General features: G+C 41.8%; 19 protein-coding genes. 8 read left to right on the forward strand and 11 right to left on the reverse strand.

All coding sequences use genetic code 11. From position 1 onward, the window contains the following. Window positions 1-87 precede the first annotated feature (87 nt). The 3 genes from accB to BTW00_RS03000 all read right to left on the reverse strand — a co-directional run bounded on the left by accB (window position 88) and on the right by BTW00_RS03000 (window position 2,954). A complete protein-coding gene (gene accB / locus BTW00_RS02990) occupies window positions 88-516 on the reverse strand; it encodes an acetyl-CoA carboxylase biotin carboxyl carrier protein (protein WP_075106157.1) in 429 nt (142 codons plus the stop codon). Window positions 517-758: 242 nt separating this feature from the next. Continuing rightward, window positions 759-2,126 carry an MATE family efflux transporter gene (locus tag BTW00_RS02995; RefSeq protein WP_075106158.1) on the reverse strand — a complete coding sequence of 456 codons (1,368 nt, stop codon included), beginning with the start codon at window positions 2,124-2,126 and terminating at the stop codon, window positions 759-761. A 339-nt stretch (window positions 2,127-2,465) separates the two neighbouring features. Then, complete coding sequence (locus tag BTW00_RS03000) at window positions 2,466-2,954, reverse strand: EVE domain-containing protein (RefSeq protein WP_075106159.1); 489 nt, start codon at window positions 2,952-2,954, stop codon at window positions 2,466-2,468. Window positions 2,955-3,329: 375 nt separating this feature from the next. Here BTW00_RS03000 and hemW point away from each other — a divergent pair, with 375 nt between their 5' ends. Next, window positions 3,330-4,595, forward strand: coding sequence for a radical SAM family heme chaperone HemW (gene hemW / locus BTW00_RS03005; protein ID WP_075106225.1), 1,266 nt, complete (start codon window positions 3,330-3,332; stop codon window positions 4,593-4,595). A gap of 108 nt (window positions 4,596-4,703) precedes the next feature. Here the strand turns inward: hemW and BTW00_RS03010 are convergent, their stop codons facing one another. Beyond that, window positions 4,704-4,844: an entericidin A/B family lipoprotein gene (locus tag BTW00_RS03010; protein ID WP_075106160.1), complete on the reverse strand. Its 141-nt coding sequence runs from the start codon at window positions 4,842-4,844 to the stop codon at window positions 4,704-4,706. 261 nt (window positions 4,845-5,105) lie between these two features. Between BTW00_RS03010 and BTW00_RS03015 the strand changes: the two genes are divergently transcribed. Continuing rightward, complete coding sequence (locus BTW00_RS03015; RefSeq protein WP_075106161.1) at window positions 5,106-5,663, forward strand: tRNA (cytidine(34)-2'-O)-methyltransferase; 558 nt, start codon at window positions 5,106-5,108, stop codon at window positions 5,661-5,663. 79 nt (window positions 5,664-5,742) lie between these two features. Here the strand turns inward: BTW00_RS03015 and BTW00_RS03020 are convergent, their stop codons facing one another. Genes BTW00_RS03020 through tusD form a run of 4 tightly spaced genes read right to left on the reverse strand, consistent with a single transcriptional unit; the run spans window position 5,743 to window position 7,322 of the window. After that, on the reverse strand, window positions 5,743-6,102 hold the full coding sequence (locus tag BTW00_RS03020; RefSeq protein ID WP_075106162.1) for a TusE/DsrC/DsvC family sulfur relay protein: 360 nt from the start codon (window positions 6,100-6,102) through the stop codon (window positions 5,743-5,745). Continuing rightward, on the reverse strand, window positions 6,099-6,428 hold the full coding sequence (locus BTW00_RS03025) for a hypothetical protein (protein WP_075106163.1): 330 nt from the start codon (window positions 6,426-6,428) through the stop codon (window positions 6,099-6,101). Before BTW00_RS03025 ends, BTW00_RS03020 begins: the two co-directional genes overlap by 4 nt. Window positions 6,429-6,481: 53 nt before the next feature. Further along, window positions 6,482-6,805 carry a hypothetical protein gene (locus tag BTW00_RS03030; RefSeq protein ID WP_075106164.1) on the reverse strand — a complete coding sequence of 108 codons (324 nt, stop codon included), beginning with the start codon at window positions 6,803-6,805 and terminating at the stop codon, window positions 6,482-6,484. A gap of 52 nt (window positions 6,806-6,857) precedes the next feature. Continuing rightward, window positions 6,858-7,322 (reverse strand): sulfurtransferase complex subunit TusD, encoded by a 465-nt coding sequence (gene tusD, locus BTW00_RS03035; protein ID WP_058023865.1) that lies wholly within the window; start codon window positions 7,320-7,322, stop codon window positions 6,858-6,860. 399 nt (window positions 7,323-7,721) lie between these two features. Between tusD and glnE the strand changes: the two genes are divergently transcribed. The 6 genes from glnE (at window position 7,722) to BTW00_RS03065 (ending at window position 16,027) form a co-directional block, all read left to right on the forward strand. After that, complete coding sequence (glnE, locus tag BTW00_RS03040) at window positions 7,722-10,586, forward strand: bifunctional [glutamate--ammonia ligase]-adenylyl-L-tyrosine phosphorylase/[glutamate--ammonia-ligase] adenylyltransferase (protein ID WP_143506501.1); 2,865 nt, start codon at window positions 7,722-7,724, stop codon at window positions 10,584-10,586. Window positions 10,587-10,894: 308 nt separating this feature from the next. Further along, entirely contained in the window at window positions 10,895-11,824 is a 930-nt protein-coding gene (locus BTW00_RS03045; protein ID WP_075106165.1) for a branched-chain amino acid transaminase, read from the forward strand. A 106-nt stretch (window positions 11,825-11,930) separates the two neighbouring features. Further along, the gene (locus tag BTW00_RS03050; protein WP_075106166.1) at window positions 11,931-12,767 is read left to right on the forward strand and encodes a glycosyl transferase; all 837 of its coding nucleotides are present in this window, start codon (window positions 11,931-11,933) and stop codon (window positions 12,765-12,767) included. Window positions 12,768-12,840: 73 nt separating this feature from the next. Continuing rightward, window positions 12,841-13,707 carry a glycosyltransferase gene (locus BTW00_RS03055; RefSeq protein WP_075106167.1) on the forward strand — a complete coding sequence of 289 codons (867 nt, stop codon included), beginning with the start codon at window positions 12,841-12,843 and terminating at the stop codon, window positions 13,705-13,707. Window positions 13,708-13,772: 65 nt separating this feature from the next. Next, on the forward strand, window positions 13,773-14,852 hold the full coding sequence (locus BTW00_RS03060) for a glycosyltransferase (protein WP_075106168.1): 1,080 nt from the start codon (window positions 13,773-13,775) through the stop codon (window positions 14,850-14,852). 65 nt (window positions 14,853-14,917) lie between these two features. Continuing rightward, window positions 14,918-16,027 (forward strand): glycosyltransferase, encoded by a 1,110-nt coding sequence (locus BTW00_RS03065; protein WP_075106169.1) that lies wholly within the window; start codon window positions 14,918-14,920, stop codon window positions 16,025-16,027. Between the two features lie 66 nt (window positions 16,028-16,093). Here BTW00_RS03065 and BTW00_RS03070 read toward each other — a convergent pair whose 3' ends face one another. From BTW00_RS03070 to BTW00_RS03080, 3 genes are all read right to left on the reverse strand, one after another. Further along, window positions 16,094-16,861, reverse strand: a complete 768-nt coding sequence (locus BTW00_RS03070; RefSeq protein WP_075106170.1) for a hypothetical protein — start codon at window positions 16,859-16,861, stop codon at window positions 16,094-16,096. Window positions 16,862-16,944: 83 nt separating this feature from the next. Next, window positions 16,945-17,958: an NAD-dependent epimerase gene (locus BTW00_RS03075; protein ID WP_075106171.1), complete on the reverse strand. Its 1,014-nt coding sequence runs from the start codon at window positions 17,956-17,958 to the stop codon at window positions 16,945-16,947. Then, window positions 17,958-19,124, reverse strand: coding sequence for a nucleotide sugar dehydrogenase (locus BTW00_RS03080; RefSeq protein WP_075106172.1), 1,167 nt, complete (start codon window positions 19,122-19,124; stop codon window positions 17,958-17,960). Before BTW00_RS03080 ends, BTW00_RS03075 begins: the two co-directional genes overlap by 1 nt. Between the last annotated feature and the right edge of the window lie 41 nt (window positions 19,125-19,165).

A 19,165-nucleotide genomic window follows, 5' to 3' on the forward strand; every position in this document is an offset into this window, starting at 1 on the left:
TTTGATATCTAGCATCCTGTTATTTGACTTTGATGCGATATGTATATCAAAAACCAGCCATAATGAAATTAAGTATGGCAAATATCGTTACGCTTTATAGCGTATGACAGGTTGGCCGAACTGTACGACTTCAGAGTTATCTACCAAGATTTCGTCAACAATACCACTTTGAGTCGCTTCAAGAGGGTTCATTATTTTCATCGCTTCGATAATACCTAGGGTATCACCCGCTTGAACTTTTTGACCAACTTTTACAAATGGTGGGTCGTTAGGACTTGGCGCTGAATAGAAAACACCAACCATTGGCGAGTTTTCGACGCTACCCGCTTTTTCCGCAGGTTTTCCTTCAGCAGCAATAGGCGCTGCGCTAGCAGTTGGCGCTGCCATCATGGCTGGTGCAGGCGCATCATAGTGACGAGTCAAGCTAATATGCTCATCGTCTGAACTGATTTCTAAATTAACCAGTTCACTTTCTTCCATAAGGGCGATGAGGGTGCGTATTTTTTCAATATCCATAGTTTTTATCTGACCTTGTACTAAATTCGAAAAATAGTGTAACTAAATATTGTCTAATTAGTTGCTAATGATACCTAGATTCATGGCAATGAGCAATCAATGTACAGTTGTTAACTGAGATTTTTTACATATTTTGACGTAAGCCATCTTTTTAGCAAGAAAACGTCTACGATTTATCATAGTCCATGTGACCATATATCGCTAGCAATGGTTATGAGGTGTGACGTTTTAATCAATCAGTTTCAACCCCATAGCGCTGTTAAACGTCTTTGCTGATAGCGCAAACGAAGGGTCAATAGAATAGAAGATAAGAATAGGCCAGTGATTAATGCCATCCAAAAGCCTTGAGCGCCAACATCAGTGAAACGCACTAAATAGATACCCAGTGGTAGGGCTACTAACCAATAGCAAAAAAGCGTGACCCACATCGGTATGGTGGTGTCTTGCATGCCGCGTAATATACCAGCGACATTGACCTGCCAGCCATCAAATAACTGATAGGCAAGGGCAAAGATAAGCAAATGCATAGACTCCGCTCTAACCGCTGGATTATCGGTAAATGCTGCTGCCAACTCTGGTCTAAATAGCCATATACCAAGCATACAAGTGAGCGCAATCAATACTGTCCAGACAAGTCCAGTTGCTTGTACTTGACGTAAGGCTAAGAGGTTTTTTTGCCCATAACGATTTGAGACCATAATGGTGAGTGCCATCGCAACAGATATCGGTATCATAAACAGCTGTGACGTCACTGATAACGCTACTTGGTGTGAGGCTGTTGCAAGCTCTCCGAGCGGGCTGATAACAAGAGCGCCCAAACTAAATAAACTGGCCTCAAAAAAGATAGAGACACCAATAGGAATCCCCAATTTTAGAAGTTTTTTGATCTGTGTGCGATTTGGACTCGCAAATCCATAAAAAAAGCGAGTGCTGGCAAATTCCCGCCGCTTGGTGACGCTGGTATAAGCCGCCAGTAACAACACATTTATCCACAATACTAGTGCTGTTGCCACACCGCAGCCTGCGCCGCCCATCTCGGGCATGCCAAATAGACCATGAATAAAAATATAGTTCAGAGGAATATCTGCGAGTAGACCGACAATGCTAATAACCGTCACTGGCTCAGGTCGACCAAGCGCTTCGCAATAACTGCGTAACACAGCATAGACAGCTAATGCAGGGAAACCAAAAGACACACCATGCAAATATTGTGTTGCTATAGGCTGAATATTCTCAGGCACACCCATGATGCCAAGGACATTGGGTGCCAAATTGACAACAATAAAACCAATAAGGCCAAGAGCGCCTGCTGTCCACAAGGACTGCTGAGTAATATGAGGAACCTGATGATGCTGGTCTTGACCGACAGCCTCACCAATGAGAGGGGTAGTGGCAATCAACACACCTGTTGCTAACAAAAACAGCGGTAGCCAAATGCCAGATCCAACTGCCACGGCCGCCAAATCAAGCGCAGATACTTGACCTGCCATGATGGCGTCCACAACCCCAAGCGCTGCTTGGCAAAACTGAGTAATCAAGATAGGTAGGGCGAGTACCCCTAAGCGTAAACTGTAGCTTTTAAAGTCTCTGAAAGATAATGGAAAAACCATGGTAAGCAACTTTTTATTCTTTGCGATAATTGTTATTAATCATATTAATAAGCAAATACGGTCATCGCTCTCAGAGCGATGTGGTAAGAGGAGAGTCGTGCCGACGATGATACTCCGATAAATAATATGAGCAAGCTTATACAGACGGAGTCAGAAAATAAAAGTGAAGGCACTAAAATAAAAATAACCCGTCAATCCAAGCAGTAGATTGACAGGTCATATACACATAAGATGGTAAAGAAGCCAGACTATGATGTCAACGATTTAGAAGCGCTATATGAATATTCATCTTAGGCTTGTTTTACCTTGGTATTGATAATCAGTAGATAGAGGGTCGAGCTAATCGGTGTGTTCTGGCAGTAGTTCGAGTGTCTCGGCCATGTCCATAATCGCGCGCCAGTGTTTGGGCTCTAATGGAATGACCGTTAATTGCTCGCAGCCCTTTCTCAGCAGTAATGAGTCCTCAAGCGCAGGCAAAAATTTCAGCTCTGATAACGGCAACACCTCTGTAAAAGCTTGCTCAAAAGTGAGATCCACCATATACCAGCGTGGTTCTTCTTCGGTTGCAATAGGATCATAGTGACGATGCTCGGGGTGGAATTGAGTGGGGTCAGGGTAGCCCGCTTGACTGACTGTCATAATGCCAGCCACACCAGAGGGTCTTGCGCTAGAATGATAAAAGAACACTTTATCACCGACTTTCATATCATCACGCATAAAGTTGCGAGCGCGGTAGTTGCGGACACCATCCCAGCTATCTGTACCGAGCCGTTGTAAATCGTGAATACCAAAAAACTTTGGGTTTGATTTCATTAGCCAATAAGCCATATGTCTTATCCTTTGCTTCATGTTTAAATTTAATATTATCAGGGTGGTTTTTTATTAACCAGCTTTCAAGCGCGCCGCAAATGTAATGGTTATATTCTGAATACAGAGCTGCGCTTTGGATGCTGTACTGGTAATATCTCTTTATATACTGCCTGCAAGTTACCATGGTGAATAGGGAATTTGTGCGTGGCTTTATGCGTGGCTTTGTTAATAGTTTTACGTTAGTTAGGCTTTTCTTTATATCATCTAGCCGTTATCCTAGCGATACTTTTGATACTGATCATTATTGCCCATTACACAATAAGTTTATTTATGTCCAAAATGAATGCTGATAGCTCGCCAAATAACCTTGATACGTTACAACTCACAGAAAAGATGACAGAGACTAGCGTTGTAGAGGTGACGAGCATTCCACTGTCGCTCTATATCCATATCCCGTGGTGTGTGAAAAAATGTCCTTACTGCGATTTTAATTCGCATGAGCTGCCTATAGACAGTCAGTTGTCTATGTATGATGACTATGTCGATGCATTGTTATTAGATGCAGCGATGCAGCGGCCATTGGCGCAAGGCCGTAAAATCATCTCAATATTTATCGGCGGCGGCACACCATCACTATTGCCAATTGCTCAGTATCAGCGACTGTTCTCTGGTTTGCGGTCATGTTTTGAATTTGCAGAGGATATTGAGATTACGATGGAGGCCAATCCAGGGACACTCGAGCATGCGCCATTTGCTCAGTATCTAGAGGTTGGTATCAATCGATTGTCTATCGGTGTGCAGAGTTTTGACGCTGATAAGCTCAAAGTGCTTGGACGTATCCATGATCCTGTACAAGCGTTATCAGCGATACGCGCTGCTAAGGCTGCTGGGTTTGCGCGAGTCAATGTCGATCTTATGCATGGTCTGCCGCAGCAAACCATGAACGAAGCATTAAATGATATTCAAATGGCGCACGATGCTGGCGCAACGCATATCTCTTGGTATCAATTGACGATTGAGCCCAACACGGTGTTTTATCGTAGCCAGCCTATTTTACCCGATGAAGACAACTTGGCAGATATCGAACAAGCGGGGCAAGCGTTATTGCAGCAACTGGGGTACAGCAATTATGAGGTGTCTGCGTGGGCGGGCGAGTCAGATAAGCCTTGCCGTCACAATATCAACTATTGGCAGTTTGGCGACTATCTAGCAATAGGTGCTGGTGCACATGGTAAAGTGACGATTGATTGTCACGCAGACAGGGGTAGCGCGCCGTCAAAGGAAAGTGATAAATCAGAAAACGATTTGTTAGCAGAATCTGGCATCTATCGTTTTAGCAAATCACGTTTGCCAAAAGATTATGTAGGAGATATAGAGACGGAAACATCTAAGAGCACTCAAAACGTACCAAAAATGGTTGGTTGGCAAGCAATCGATACAGATGAGCTGGTTAGCGAGTTTATGTTAAATGTACTGCGCTTACATGGCGGTGTCGCTTGGGCGTTGTTTGAGCAGAGAACAGGGCTTAAGCTTGAAAGCGTTACCACACAAGTAGACAAGTTGATTAAGCAAGGGCTACTGATAGATAGTAAAAATCAGTTACAACCAACATTGTTAGGTCAGCGTTATCTCAATCAAATACTGCGTGCTTTTTTATAGCATCTGATAAAGTGTATGTGCAGTAACTACTTAGGATAAAGAATTTGTGACCAAAAAAAAGGACTTACAAAATAGTAAGTCCCTCAAAAAATCTAAAAAAAGCAGACCTTAGATTTTATCTTGTACGTCTTGTGCGCCGCCAGTTACAGCATTTCCGGCGCTTGATACGTCTTGGCCAAGGCCTTTAAACGTGTTGCAACCAGTTAGAACAAACATAGCAGATAAAGATGCGATGATTACTTTTTTCATAATAGTATCCTCAAAGATAAATGAATGGTTATAAATAACAACAGTGACGCTAAGTATCTTGCTCAAGCTTCACTGAAGGGGTATTGGATGAGACAGTCATACATAAATGCTATCGCGCTATCCATTACAGACATCATAATGAAAGTTAAAAACGCTGCACAGTATCAAAATGTAATTATTGGCAGTAAACTGTAACTTTTAATTACCTATCGCTCATAAATTTAAATAATAGAGCATCGACTAGTTGTGGAGTAAACAAACATGACCGTTCATATCGTGTTGGTCGCCCCAAAAATGCCGAGTAATACTGGCAATATCATTCGACTGTGTGCCAACAGCGGCGCGCAGCTGCATTTAGTCAGACCGTTAGGGTTTGAGCTTGATGACAAAAAACTACGCCGCGCCGGTTTGGATTATCATGAATACGCGCATTTGCAGGTTCATGAAGATTGGGCTGCAGCGAGGCAAGCCTTGCAATCAGCGGACTGCCACATTGTCACCGCATTGACCACCAAACTCAGTAAACCGTTCTATGAGTATGATTTTGGCGGGCAAGCAGACAGTGAAAAATCTGACAATGACATGCCCAATATCGCGCTGGTATTCGGTTCTGAGACAGCAGGTCTGGCAGATGATATACGAGAAGATATCGGTGCTGATAATTGGCTAAGATTACCAATGTTGGCTGATTCGCGCAGTCTGAATTTATCCAATAGTGTCGCCATATGTTTGTATGAAATATGGCGACAGCAAGGATTCTTGGGTGATGAAGGACGAAGTGTCGGTTATGAAACGCTGACAGTCTACGATCCGAAATAGCGATGTACCAAATGAGTCGATGATATGACTCATTCATCAGTGCTCACTTGGTAAGCAGCTACAGTTAAAAAAGACACTTTTATAGGCAATTGGGCGGCTTGGGTAGTCCAGCTAGACGGTTGACATGGCGCGCAACCAATCCTGTATTAAATAGCTGCTGTAGTTTTTGATTGCTAATATCGTGCTCAGGCAAAGTTTGCTGTAGCCATTTAATCAATGGGCGAGTCGCTGGCGCATGATTAAATTTGACAAAAAACGCGCGCACTTGCTGCAAAATCTGCAAATGCTCACTCGTTAGGCTGACATCTAGCGTGTCTGCCAGTTGTTGTGCGATATCAGGTGTCCAAATCGTATGGTCACACAAATGCCCATCTTGATCTAATGCAATATCGGTCGATGCTGTGGCAGTATGAGTTGTCGCAGAGGTATGAGTCGTCATAAGGCAATCGTCACCACTTTATCAAACTGGCTATCCTGAGATAGGCTAATCCATTCTTCATCCGTTAAAATATCAGTCAATTTGCTCTCTAAATTTAGCTTGCCAGTTGTATTCGCCGTCAGCTGCGATATATCATCCGCTAATGCATAAATACCTGCAATACTATCTATTTCACTATCATTCAAATAAGCATTGAGCCAGTCGATAAAAGCGGCTGTGGTACCAAGTAAGATAATACTGTCGCCAGTGCGCCAAGTGCGAGACATCTCTTCAGCACTGCGCCTGAGGGTATTCATCGTGCTGTGTAATTGATATAAAGTTGCCATAACAGTGTCCAAGTGTGTACTTTATTATTTTATAAGTCTGATTATATTGCCAATTAAAAAGTTAAAATCTGCTCAAAATCTTGCGAGCGGATCATTTCTGGCACCAGCATGAGCTGTGAAGTCAGATCTACTGGCATCATCCCAATCACCCAACCACTAAAGACATCATCAGGTAGCCAAGCCGCTGGCATGTCGTAAAGATCAAGCGACTGAATCATACCGTGCAAACGTGATTCAGGCTGCATCAATAAGCCAAAAACAGGTGCATCCAAGTACAGCTGCACTTCATGACCGAATGTCGCTAATGTCAGTGCCAGAGCGCAGCCTTCATAGCTTGCTGCTTCGGTGGGTGTATGCAGCTGGATTAATAATCTCATCATGTATTCCTAAATATATTTATCGCAGGCTAATGTCGTAATGGATACGCTATCAAAACTGTATTAAGCGGCAGCCATCCTGCATCATCAGAGCGAGCTCACTGAGTCCCACCAACGTAAATCCTGTCGCTAGATTGTCACCATCAAGCTGATGGCGGGTACTGTTATCTGTGTCACTCACACCGCGGCTAAGAGCTGTGCTAACACAAACAGGCAGTGGTAACTGATATTGTTCAGCCAACATTTGCCATTCTTTGGTCAAATTCATTTGATCAGCGGACTGCCAGCGTAGCCGATTCGCCAGATGTGCCGAGTCCCCATAAAAAAAGACATTGAGCAATGGCCGTTTGGTGATAGGATTGTCGATGTCTTCTTTATTGACGATATCGTCTGCATGACTATCGATATTATGATCAGCTGATGCGCTCTTAAGATACGCGCGCGCATAACGTAATGCTAAATGCGCTAATGGGTGACTAGGATCAGCGGTAATGAGTAGTAGCGGGGTAGTAGTCATAGGGGACAGTATCACATATTATAAATAAGCGTTTAGAGAGTGTTATAGGGGTGAGACAATATTATTGAAAGGCTATAAATGTTTTGTGTAAAGTAATCTAATCGATTTATAGTCGAACTTTAATATTTCTTAATACCATTGAGTCAAAACGCTATTTTTATTGAGTATAAAGGTGCGCTGCAATGAAGCTATCTCAAAGCATTTTGATTAAAGATGTTTATGCTACCATAAAGCGACTCAAAGCAAATAGAGTCACTGTTACTAAACAGGGCTTTATGTTTTGTAATGATATATTGAGTGTGTTCATCTGATGCTGTGACTGTCTCGTAAGAAAAAACAATAAACTTATGAGTTGGGTTCACGTAGTCTTACCATTCTATGTAAGGAGTTTTTGTCACTATGTTACCTGCTATGCCCTCACGTATGAACAGTGGTACAGATTATCAGCCGACAGCAGAGCAACTGCAAGTACTGCAAACAGCCAGTGAGTTTGCTTATCAAATTTGGGAGAGCCGAACGGTTTCCTGCCAAACATTTTTGCGTAGCTACCCACTGAACAGTACGCTGACTCGTCAGCAAATCGATGATCTGATACAAGATTATACGCTAGATGAAAACTATCAACTCGCCGATGAAACGAAAGTCATGAGTGGCTTACGTCATTTGCGTAAGCTGTTAATGATGCGCTGGATTTGGCAAGATGCCTTGCAGATGATTAGTCTTGAGCAATTGACTGATGAGCTATCAGAGTTTGCAGGCGGTTGTATCTCCTTTGCCAAGGACTATACCTATCAGCATTTGATTGCTAAATACGGTGAACCAACCTTTATCAATGAACAAGGCAATGTGCAGATCGATGATATGGCCATCATGGCCATGGGTAAGCTTGGTGCTCAGGAACTCAATTTATCAAGTGATATTGACCTAATATTTGTACATCAAGCGCGCGGCGAAACCAATGGTGACAAGGCAAAGGGCACGCGTAGCATAGACAATAAACGTTTTATGACTCGTCTGGGTCAAGGGATTATTAAGCTGCTTGATCATAAAACCGCTGATGGTTTTGTCTTTCGGGTTGATATGCGCTTGCGTCCATGGGGTGATGGCAGTGATTTGGCCATCCATCTCTCAGCGTTACAAAAATATTTTGCCTTACATGGACGCGCGTGGGAGCGTTTTGCTTGGCTAAAAGCACGAGTCGTTGGGCAGATAGATCAGCCATTTTATGAGGCAATTCAGGCGCTAATCAAACCGTTTGTCTTTCGCTATTATGTGGATTACAGCGCGTTTTCAGCACTCAGGGAGATGAAGTCGCTCATTCAAAATCAAGTTGCACAGCGTGAAGATCTAGACAATATTAAGCTTGGCGCTGGCGGTATCAGAGATATTGAGTTTATTGTACAAGCGTTTCAGCTGATCTATGGTGGTCGGCATCCTCAGCTACAGGTAAAGCCTTGTTTGGAGGCGATGCAAGTGTTGCGTGAGCTTGGATATCTAGAGCAGATTACCTACGATAACTTACAAGCCGCGTATCGGTTTTTGCGTCGACTTGAGCATGCGATTCAAGCCATTAACGATCAGCAAACCCAAAGACTGCCGCATGATGCTTATTGGCAGCATAATCTTGCAGTGACGCTTGGGTTTAATGATTGGCAGGCATTACTGACCCAATTAAATGCTCATCGAGACAATGTTAATGTGCCATTTGAACGTATGGTGACAGAGCGTCAAGTACCTGACAATGATGATACCGATCTAGAGCCTGAGCATTTAGAAGCGCAAATTGCGCGTTTAAATGAGGTACTAACAGAAGAAAATCGCGAGTTATTGCAGAATTTTTGGCAATCAAAGATGGTTGCCAACCTCAGCGAGGAGGCCCGAGAGCGCTTAGATGATGCGTATCCTGTTATTGTCCACGCGCTATTAGCCCATCAAGAGCAGCAAAAACTTGCCAATGCTGCCTTACCGCGATTGATTGCATTGCTTGAAGCCATTTGCCGACGTTCAATCTACTTGGTCATGATTGCAGAAAACCCCAATGCAACGATTGAGCTGATTCCGATGCTATCGGCGAGCCCATGGATTGCAAAAGAGTTGGCACAGTATCCTGTACTGTTAGACACCTTTTTACAGCAACACTATCGCCACCTGCCAGATAAGCCTGAGCTGCGTGACATCCTGCGCCAACAGCTATTGCGTGTCGAACCCAATGACGAAGAAGAGCTGCTAAGCGTATTACGACTGTTCAAGAAAAACCAAGTGTTGGCTGTGGCTGCCAGCGATGTGTTGGCTGAGCGTCCAATCATGAAAGTCTCAGACTCACTGACCTATATTGCTGAGGTGGTACTAGAAGCCGCGCTAGAGCGAGCGTTTGCCGAAATCGTTAATCGTTATGGCTATCCTATCGGTCAAGATGGCGATCCAGTCACTGAGGCTGACTGTGGTTTTGCGATTATCGGTTATGGCAAGCTTGGTGGACTAGAGCTCTCGTATTCTTCCGACTTGGATTTGGTATTCTTACATAAGATAAAAGAGCAGGGCATGACCACTGGTGAAAAGTCAGTCAGTGGCATGAAGTTTGCCGCACGTCTGGTACAAAAGCTGATGAATTATCTCAATACCCAAACGCGAGATGGTAGGGCATATGAGATTGACATGCGTCTGCGTCCGTCGGGCAACGCTGGCATGATGGTGGTATCTTGTCATGCCTTTGAAACTTATCAAATGGACAAAGCGTGGTCATGGGAGCATCAAGCACTGGTGCGCGCTCGGGCGATTTGTGGTGACAGACGAGTGACTGCACGCTTCTGTGACATTCGCCGAGATGTGCTGGCGCTGCCGCGGACGTTAGAGCAAGTACGCTCTGAGGTCACTAGCATGCGCATAAAAATGCAGAAGCACTTAGGCACCAGCCAGTGGCAACAGCAAGCGGGCAAGTTTCAACTCAAACAAGATGCAGGCGGTATTGTAGACATTGAATTCTTAGCACAGTTTGCGGTATTGGCCTATTCACATGAGCATCCAAGCTTGACCAAATGGAGCGACAATGTCCGTATTTTTGAAGAAGTTGCTTCACTTGGTATTTGGGAGGAGCAAGTTTGTCAGGAGTTGACCGATGCTTATCTTAGAATACGTGCTGCTACCCATCAACTGGCACTATCAGAGCAATCATTATTGGTCGATGAGTCGCTTTGGCAAGAGACACGCGCACTGGTACAAGCACAGTGGCAGCATCTAATGGGCGTAGAATCTAACGAAGAATAATTATGAGATTTGTTTTTATTAAGGCCTTGCCGATAGCCAAAGAGGCGCTTAAACTGTAAGGCTTCATACTAGCTGGGAGCCGTAATTAAAAACTATAGGGTCTCAAACCAAAAGATTTCATTTGCCAATACGGCCAGTGATATAATCGATCACACATCATCTTAATACTGTTAGCTGTTCGTCATAATGAAGCGGTATTTGAGCAATAAAAATGAACGCTGCAGTATTATCACACGATGTTGATCACTACTGTTAAATAAAACCTACCTAAAAAAGTTAGACGTTAGCGCTAGCATAAGGACTATAAAATGAATATGGCAACACAAGATGGTAAGCTTTGGATGAATGGCACGATGATTGAACAGCCAGATGCCAACGTTCATGTGCTTACCCATAGCTTGCATTATGGCATGGCTGTGTTTGAAGGCGTGCGTGCTTACCAAACCGCTGATAATCGCACGGCTATTTTTCGCCTAAAGGAGCACACTGAACGTCTACTTGGTTCGGCAAAAATCTTTCAAATGGACGTGCCGTTTGATGCGGCCACGCTAGAGCAAGCACATAAAGATGTGGTCAAGCAAAATAACTTAGCAGAAGCCTATATTCGTCCGCTTATTTGGGTAGGTGCAGAAAAGCTTGGCTTATCTTCGCGTGACAACAGCATCAATGCCATGGTTGCCGCTTGGCACTGGGGCGCATATCTTGGTGAGGAAGGTATCAAAAATGGTATCCGCGTAAAAACCTCTTCATTCACGCATCATCTACCAAATGTCACTATGTGTAAGGCAAAAGCGTCAAGCAATTACCCAGTGTCTATCATGGCAAACCAAGAAGTGACACGTAACGGCTATGATGAAGCCATTTTGATGGATCCGCAAGGGTATGTGTGCCAAGGTGCGGGTGAAAACTTATTCTTGGTAAAAGACGGGGTGCTGCACACGCCAGACTTGGCAGGCGGGGCACTAGACGGTATCACTCGTCGTACTATCCTTCAGTTCGCGGCTGATCTAGACATCAAAGTTGTTGAACGCCGTATCACTCGTGATGAGTTCTACTTAGCAGACGAGATCTTTATGACAGGCACCGCTGCTGAAGTGACACCTATCCGCGAATACGATGATCGTACTATCGGAAATGGCGGCCGCGGACCATTGACCGAAAAACTACAGACCCTATACTTTGATGTTGTTCATGGTCGTAATGAGAAATATATGGATTGGTTAAGCTTTATTGATTAATAAAGTCGTTAGTTTAAAGACCAAAAAGGCTGAACATAATTGTTCAGTCTTTTTTTTATGCTAATATAGCCATCATATTTATTCTTAAGATTAAAGTGAGCAGTCCATGCCAATAGATTCTAGTACAGCAGATAATAAAAATATCAAACAAATTATTTGTATTAAATGGGGTACAAAGTACGGGGCTGATTATGCCAATAAACTGTATGGCATGGTATCTCGCAATATTACGCCACCGTTTCGTTTCGTCTGTTTTACCGATGATACCACCGATGTACGTCCAGAAATCGAATGTCAAGAATTGCCACCATTAGATGTCACCATGCCAACCAACACACTTGGCAAGTGGCCAAAATCACGTTTGTGGGGTGAGAAGTTAGGTGATTTGACAGGAACAGTATTATTTGTAGATTTGGATGTGATTATAGTAGATAGCCTCGATCCTTTCTTTGAGTATGGCGAGCCAGACGATGTTATTTTGTCTTATAACCCAAGTAACCCGCTAGAGCGCCTCGGCCAGACTTCTTGCTTCCGCTTTCAGGTAGGGTCGCTTGTCTCACTACAAGAAAAATTCAAAGCTGATCCACAAGGTATCGCTGATGAATATCGTTTTGAGCAGCGTTTTGTGACTCGTAATGCCCCAGGCGGGGTTAAGTTATTTCCAAAAGCATGGGTTGCGCACTTTAGACGCAAATGTCGTCAACCGTTCCCACTTAACTACATCAAAGAGCCAAAGATTCCTAAAGGTGCTAGAATTGTTATTTTCCCTGGCGACTTATATCCTACACATGCGATCGAAGGTAGATATAATAAAAATGCTGCTAACAATGCCAAAGATCACTTAAAAAGATTAACTGAGCCCAAAAATCTAAAAAGACCGCTACGTCACTTGCGTCATTTTATCTTGCCAGTAGGGTGGATCGAAAAGTACTGGAAAGAATAGGTCCCATTATATATTTGAGTATTATCGCATTGCATTAGCAAAGATAAATATTAGTCAGTGAACGGATAAAATTATGAATACAGAAGATACTATTAAAGTCTTTGTTGGTTGTGACCCAAATAACTGTGATCTAGAGCAGATGATGGTATTAGATTATAGTATTCATAAACATACCAGTGTACCCGTTGAGATAGTATGGATGCAGCTGTCACGTGATCCTAATAGCTATTGGTATTCTAATCCTGAGACTGGAGAGGGTTGGAATACCACTAAATGGTCAACGCCTTTTTCAGGCTTTCGCTGGGCAATTCCAGAGTACTGTCAATACTCTGGTCGTGCCATCTACATGGACGCTGATGTCATTATTTTAGATGATTTGGCAAAGCTGTGGCACCATCCTATTGAAGGTCAGTCTGTTGTAGCTGCTAAGACTAATGCGGATATGACTCGATTGTGTACATGCGTTTGGGATTGCAAGGCGGCGAAAAACACTGTCCTGCCAATTCAAAAACTCAGGAAAGATCCTAAAAGCCATAAAGAAATGATGGCTGTATTCAAAAATAATAATCAGCTCATTGAGCCTTATCAGGATAGTTACAACTGTATAGATGGCGAAAACTTAGCGTTAGAAGATATTAGAATTTTGCATTATTCAGATATGGGTACGCAATTTAGCCATAAATATGCGTTATCAAGAGTGAATGAAGAAGGGATTGAGCATTGGTTTGATGGTGAAGTGATGCCGCACCCAAGAGAGGATTTGTCCGAGATTTTTGATATTTATTATAACGAAGCACTTGCTGCTGGATACGATTTAGACAGTTATAGGGTAGAACCTTTCGGTCATTTTCCTAAAAAATCTCAAGAAGGTTATACCGGTAATAAGGTGACTCGTCCACACGCTTCTAAATCATTTTTTTCGAAGCTATTTAAACGCTAGTTTTTTAATGAAGCAATGATAAGCCTTTTTAAGAAGGTGAAAACTTACTCCATAGGTTATCGTGTATGAAACAGCGTAAAAAAACAGTGTTACTCGTTATTAATTGTCTACAAGGCGGCGGTGCGGAACGTGTCGTATTAACATTGGGGCAAGGGTTTTATGAATTGGGCTATGAAGTACATATTCTAAGATTTAAGCCGTTAGTACAGTATGACTTAAGTCCGAATCTTAACTACCATGTACTTAAGTTTAAGCCGTATAAACTGATACCAGGGGCACAAAGACGTGACCATATTTTTGCACGTGCTGTTGATAAATACGTGTCGAAAAATATCGGTCAGCCTGACATCATACTGTCCAACCTAGATCGTGCCGATAGCATTTTAAGTAATAGTAAACTGCCTAATATCACTTATATTATTCATAACACAGTATCACTACTCTATAAATTTAATAAAAATCACGACGCTGAGCAGTTAAAGCAAAGAATGATAGATATATATGCCAAGCATCCTTGTGTGTGCGTCAGTGAAGGCGCTCAAAAAGACTTTATCAAAAGCTTTGGTCATATTACGCCAACCACCGCCATTCACAATCCAATTGATAAAAACAGTATTCAACAACAAGCCGATGCTTTTGTCCCTGACTACCAGAACTATATTATTCATGTCGGGAGTTTTAAAGATGCCAAGCGTCATGATGTATTGGTAAATGCTTATGCAAAAACAGATCAATCTATGCCTTTACTGCTCTTGGGTCAAGGGAAGCATAGAAGTGAAACAGAGCGACTGGTAACAGAGTTAAGCCTAGAAGACAAAGTAATATTTTTAGGATTTCGTGATAATCCCTTTCCTTATATCAAAAATGCGCAGTTTAAGATATTGACCTCTGACTGGGAAGGGTTTGCTCTGGTCATTGCCGAAGCTCTCGTGCTAGGTACTCCTGTTATCAGTACCAACTGTCCGTCAGGCCCAAGTGAATTACTACCAGAACATAACTTAATGCCGATGGGTGATATTGATGCCATTGCCGCAAAAATGCAGCAAGCGATGAGTAATCCGCAAGCGTTTCATGCGCCATTCGATGAAGCGCTGTTACCAGCCAAAATAGCAGAAAAATACGTAGAATTTACACAAAATCTTTAGCTGGCAAAACAGTTGGGCCACTACATCTCTAAGTCTAAATATTTATTTTTAAGAATACTTAATAAATGATTGATAATACTATAGAAAAAAAAGAAAATTCGAATAGTAAAGAAAAAGTGCTATTGGTTATTAACTGCTTGCAAGGTGGCGGTGCAGAGCGTTCGGTCTTGACGCTGGGACAAGGTTTTCACGAGTTAGGTTATGATGTCCATATTTTACGCTTCAAATCTAAAGTAGCTTATGAGCTCAGTAATGATATTTCTTATCATCAACTGGACCTAAATGATTATAACTCTATACCTACGAAACGTCTTAGGTACTGGTATTTTGCAAAAGTATTAGACAGATACGTGCGCAAAGAGATTGGTACTCCAATATTGACGCTAGCGAATTTAGATAAAGCCGATATGGTCTTGCGCCATAGTAGTCTGCCCAATATCGCACACGTAATTAGAAATACTATTTCTAAAAAAATTGAATTGTTTAGAAGCCAAGGCAAAAAAGCAAATGATAAAAGATTAAGCAATATATATTCTCGGCATCCTTGTATATGTATTAGTAAAGGAGTCGAAAAAGACTTTCAAGCTACATTGGGTGTGATGAATACAACGACAATATACAACCCGATTGACCAAAGACAGATTGTGCAATTGGCATCAGAGTTTGAGCCACAGTTTGACAGTTACATTATTCACGTTGGTAGTTTTAAGACTCAAAAAGCTCATGAAGTATTGATTAGAAGTTATGCAAAGACTCGGAAAACATTGCCACTTCTATTATTGGGTGAAGGTGTATTGCTGGCGTCAATGAAAGAGCTGGTTACTTCTTTAGGTTTGGATAACCGTGTACATTTTTTAGGTTTTCAAAAAAATCCATATCCTTATATCCAAAAAGCACAGTTTATGGTTTTGTCATCAGTCTTTGAGGGATTTGGACGGGTTATTGCTGAATCACTGGCTTTAGGGACACCTGTTATCAGTACAGACTGCCCATCGGGTCCAAGTGAGTTGCTACCACCACACAACCTCGTCCCTGTGGGAGATATTGATACATTAGCTAAGAAGATGGATGAAGCAATGGAGAAGGCTGATACATATCAGTCCTCGTTTGACAAAGAGTTATCACCAATTAATATTGCTCAACAATATATAGATTTTATGAGAACTAATGGTTAGACATTACTCGGTTGCAGCCTTGATAAAAGGTGTAGGGTGTAGTCGTGTAGTAATATATGAGATAGACTAATCCAACCACCATTTAGACCAATCATCTCTGTGCAACTGCCGTAGAGTAGCAAAAGCACTGTCATTATTCTGCAGTTTTTCAAACACTGCCAGTAACATAGTCGTGGCCAATTTATCAACTTTCTGAAATTTATTATAGCGTTTTCGCATATTTCTCAAGCTATCATCGGTGCCGATACGAAAATAAGTAAGACCATCGTACAGAGGCAAGTCACCAGCATAAAGCATATCGGTTTTTTCAGTTAGCAATGGCATAGATTCAGCATTAGTGGATAACTGCAGAAAGTTTTTGGTTTCATAAGTACGTAAAGTATTCATTAGAGTTACGACATTCATTAAGATAGCTGCTCTATGAGTATTGTTTGAATGATCAATAAACGTATCGCAAGCAGAGACAATCCAGCGCAACGATAGATGTGTCAATAAATAGTCGCTCTCTGCTTCCCATAGTCTTTCAAATTCAGCGAATGTTTTATCTATTTTGTACTTACGGCGCATTAGTATAATAAGCGTGTTGTGATAAAAGCAGAGCTCAGACTCACCAAGCGATTTGTATTTCAAGTTATTCAAATGGTTTTCTAAATCTGTGCTTTTACGCTCATTAGTTAAGGCTTCAATATCACACATTGATTCAGTAATGGTTGTTGCTTTCATCTCATCAAAGCTTCTATCATTATAGGTTTTGATAATCTTACCCGCATTCAATCTTTTTTCGCTTCGAAAGATCAATATCAATTTTCTCTGCCAACTTGAAGGTATAGCCATGTTATCAAAATCCTTTAAAAATATATAAAGATATTAGCGCCTTAATCTCTATGATATAAGCCTTAGAGATCATTGTTATTTGTTTAAACTGAATAATATTGTCTATACCAATCGACAAATTGTTTGATACCTTCTTCGATACTGGTTTCAGGTTTGAATCCGATATCATCTACCAATTCATCTATGTCGGCGTAAGTAATCGGTACGTCGCCTGCTTGCATGGGCAATAAGTTTTCCTGTGCCTTTTTACCACAAGCATCTTCAATGGCGGTAATAAAACGGCGCAAAGTGACAGGCTGATTATTACCAATGTTGTAAATCTTATAGGGAGCAGCTGCAGTCGTAATAGTAGAATGCTGGGGCGAAGGCGCTTTATTAATAATGCGAATGATACCGTTGACGATATCATCAATGTAGGTAAAGTCACGCTGCATATCACCATTATTAAATACATTAATTGGCTCGCCAGCTAGAATTTTCTTTGTGAACGAAAAATATGCCATATCAGGTCGACCGTAAGGACCATAAACAGTGAAGAACCTTAATCCTGTCGTAGGAATATTATATAAATGGCTATAGCTATGTGCCATCAGCTCGTTGGATTTTTTGGTAGCGGCATATAGGCTGATAGGAAAATCAACACAGTCAGACGTCGTGAATGGCTGCTTAATATTCATACCGTAGACAGAACTGGAGCTGGCATAGATCAGATGCTTGATATCATGATGGCGGCAGCCTTCTAGAATATTAACAAAGCCAACCACATTTGAGTCGATATACGCATTAGGGTTTTCGATAGAATAGCGCACACCTGCTTGGGCACCTAAATTAACAACTGTATCAAATTGATAGGTTGCAAAAAGCTCAGACATGGCTTCACGATCAGCCAGATCTAACTTAATAAATGTAAAAATTTCTGGATCTGATATCTCACCTAATATTCTCAAACGCGCTTCTTTTAGATCTATATCATAATAGTCGTTGATATTGTCGATACCAACGATACAGTAATCCTTAGCAGATAGATCTGTTTCTAGTATTGCCTTGATTAAATGAAAACCAATAAAACCTGCCGCACCAGTGACCAGTATTTTCATTAATCGCTCCCAAATAGATCTCGAGTGAATACTTTATCCGCCACATCTTTTATCTCATCAGATAGGCGGTTTGCGACAATGACATCACTCATTGATTTGAAGGTGTCTAAGTCTTGAATCACACGCGAATTAAAGAAATTGTCTTCTTTTAGCACAGGCTCGTAGACAATGACTTCTATACCTTTTGCCTTGATACGTTTCATGATGCCTTGTATGGCAGATGCTCTAAAGTTATCTGACCCACTTTTCATTACTAGGCGATGTATTCCCACGATTTTTGGCTGTCTTTCGATGATTTTATCGGCAATAAAGTCTTTGCGGGTTCTATTAGAATCGACAATGGCCTTTATTAGGTTGCTTGGCACTTCATCGTAATTTGCTAATAACTGCTTAGTATCTTTGGGCAGACAGTAGCCGCCATAGCCAAATGAAGGGTTATTATAATGATTGCCAATACGAGGGTCTAAGCCAATCCCTTCGATGATTTGTTTGGTCTCAAGTCCAAAAGTTTGCGCATAAGTATCAAGCTCATTAAAGTAGGCCACACGCATGGCCAAATAGGTATTAGAGAATAACTTAATCGCTTCAGCCTCAGTGGATTCTACAAATAAGAGGGGCACATCTTTTTTGATTGCGCCTTCAAGTAATAAATTGGCAAATATTCGAGCCTGCTCAGTCTGTGCGCCTACAATGATACGTGAAGGATAAAGATTGTCATGTAGTGCCTTACCTTCTCGCAAAAACTCAGGCGAAAAAATAATGCGATCAGTCGCATAACGTCCTTTGATACTGGTTGTGTAACCTACTGGCACTGTAGACTTAATAATAATGGTTGCTTGTTGATTCACTAACAGCACTTGCTCAATGACGGCTTCTACTGTGGAGGTATTGAAATAATTGGTCTTGGTATCATAATCAGTCGGCGTGGCAACGATGATGAAATCTGCACCTTTATAAGCTTCTTTGGCATCCAGCGTTGCAGAAAAATTGAGCTCTTTGTTCAATAAAAAATTGTCGATATCTGTATCTTCGATAGGGGATTGCTTATTATTTAGCAATTCTACCTTTTCAGCGACAATGTCGACAGCAACGACTTCATTATGCTGTGCTAACAGCATTGCATTCGATAAGCCTACGTAGCCTGTACCTACTACTGCTATTTTCATAATATATCCAAGTGATTTTTGAGCTTTTATTGGTTTAAATC

Origin of the sequence: Psychrobacter sp. C 20.9, from assembly GCF_001921765.1 — a bacterium.
In the GTDB taxonomy this organism is placed as follows: domain Bacteria; phylum Pseudomonadota; class Gammaproteobacteria; order Pseudomonadales; family Moraxellaceae; genus Psychrobacter; species Psychrobacter piscatorii_B.

Excerpts from the sequence above, each read along its gene's own strand:
- accB (WP_075106157.1), bottom strand. The coding sequence starts at position 516 with ATGGATATTGAAAAAATACGCACCCTCATCGCCCTTATGGAAGAAAGT.
- BTW00_RS02995 (WP_075106158.1), bottom strand. The coding sequence starts at position 2,126 with ATGGTTTTTCCATTATCTTTCAGAGACTTTAAAAGCTACAGTTTACGC.
- BTW00_RS03000 (WP_075106159.1), bottom strand. The coding sequence starts at position 2,954 with ATGGCTTATTGGCTAATGAAATCAAACCCAAAGTTTTTTGGTATTCAC.
- hemW (WP_075106225.1), top strand. The coding sequence starts at position 3,330 with ATGACAGAGACTAGCGTTGTAGAGGTGACGAGCATTCCACTGTCGCTC.
- BTW00_RS03010 (WP_075106160.1), bottom strand. The coding sequence starts at position 4,844 with ATGAAAAAAGTAATCATCGCATCTTTATCTGCTATGTTTGTTCTAACT.
- BTW00_RS03015 (WP_075106161.1), top strand. The coding sequence starts at position 5,106 with ATGACCGTTCATATCGTGTTGGTCGCCCCAAAAATGCCGAGTAATACT.
- BTW00_RS03020 (WP_075106162.1), bottom strand. The coding sequence starts at position 6,102 with ATGACGACTCATACCTCTGCGACAACTCATACTGCCACAGCATCGACC.
- BTW00_RS03025 (WP_075106163.1), bottom strand. The coding sequence starts at position 6,428 with ATGGCAACTTTATATCAATTACACAGCACGATGAATACCCTCAGGCGC.
- BTW00_RS03030 (WP_075106164.1), bottom strand. The coding sequence starts at position 6,805 with ATGAGATTATTAATCCAGCTGCATACACCCACCGAAGCAGCAAGCTAT.
- tusD (WP_058023865.1), bottom strand. The coding sequence starts at position 7,322 with ATGACTACTACCCCGCTACTACTCATTACCGCTGATCCTAGTCACCCA.
- glnE (WP_143506501.1), top strand. The coding sequence starts at position 7,722 with ATGTTACCTGCTATGCCCTCACGTATGAACAGTGGTACAGATTATCAG.
- BTW00_RS03045 (WP_075106165.1), top strand. The coding sequence starts at position 10,895 with ATGAATATGGCAACACAAGATGGTAAGCTTTGGATGAATGGCACGATG.
- BTW00_RS03050 (WP_075106166.1), top strand. The coding sequence starts at position 11,931 with ATGCCAATAGATTCTAGTACAGCAGATAATAAAAATATCAAACAAATT.
- BTW00_RS03055 (WP_075106167.1), top strand. The coding sequence starts at position 12,841 with ATGAATACAGAAGATACTATTAAAGTCTTTGTTGGTTGTGACCCAAAT.
- BTW00_RS03060 (WP_075106168.1), top strand. The coding sequence starts at position 13,773 with ATGAAACAGCGTAAAAAAACAGTGTTACTCGTTATTAATTGTCTACAA.
- BTW00_RS03065 (WP_075106169.1), top strand. The coding sequence starts at position 14,918 with ATGATTGATAATACTATAGAAAAAAAAGAAAATTCGAATAGTAAAGAA.
- BTW00_RS03070 (WP_075106170.1), bottom strand. The coding sequence starts at position 16,861 with ATGGCTATACCTTCAAGTTGGCAGAGAAAATTGATATTGATCTTTCGA.
- BTW00_RS03075 (WP_075106171.1), bottom strand. The coding sequence starts at position 17,958 with ATGAAAATACTGGTCACTGGTGCGGCAGGTTTTATTGGTTTTCATTTA.
- BTW00_RS03080 (WP_075106172.1), bottom strand. The coding sequence starts at position 19,124 with ATGAAAATAGCAGTAGTAGGTACAGGCTACGTAGGCTTATCGAATGCA.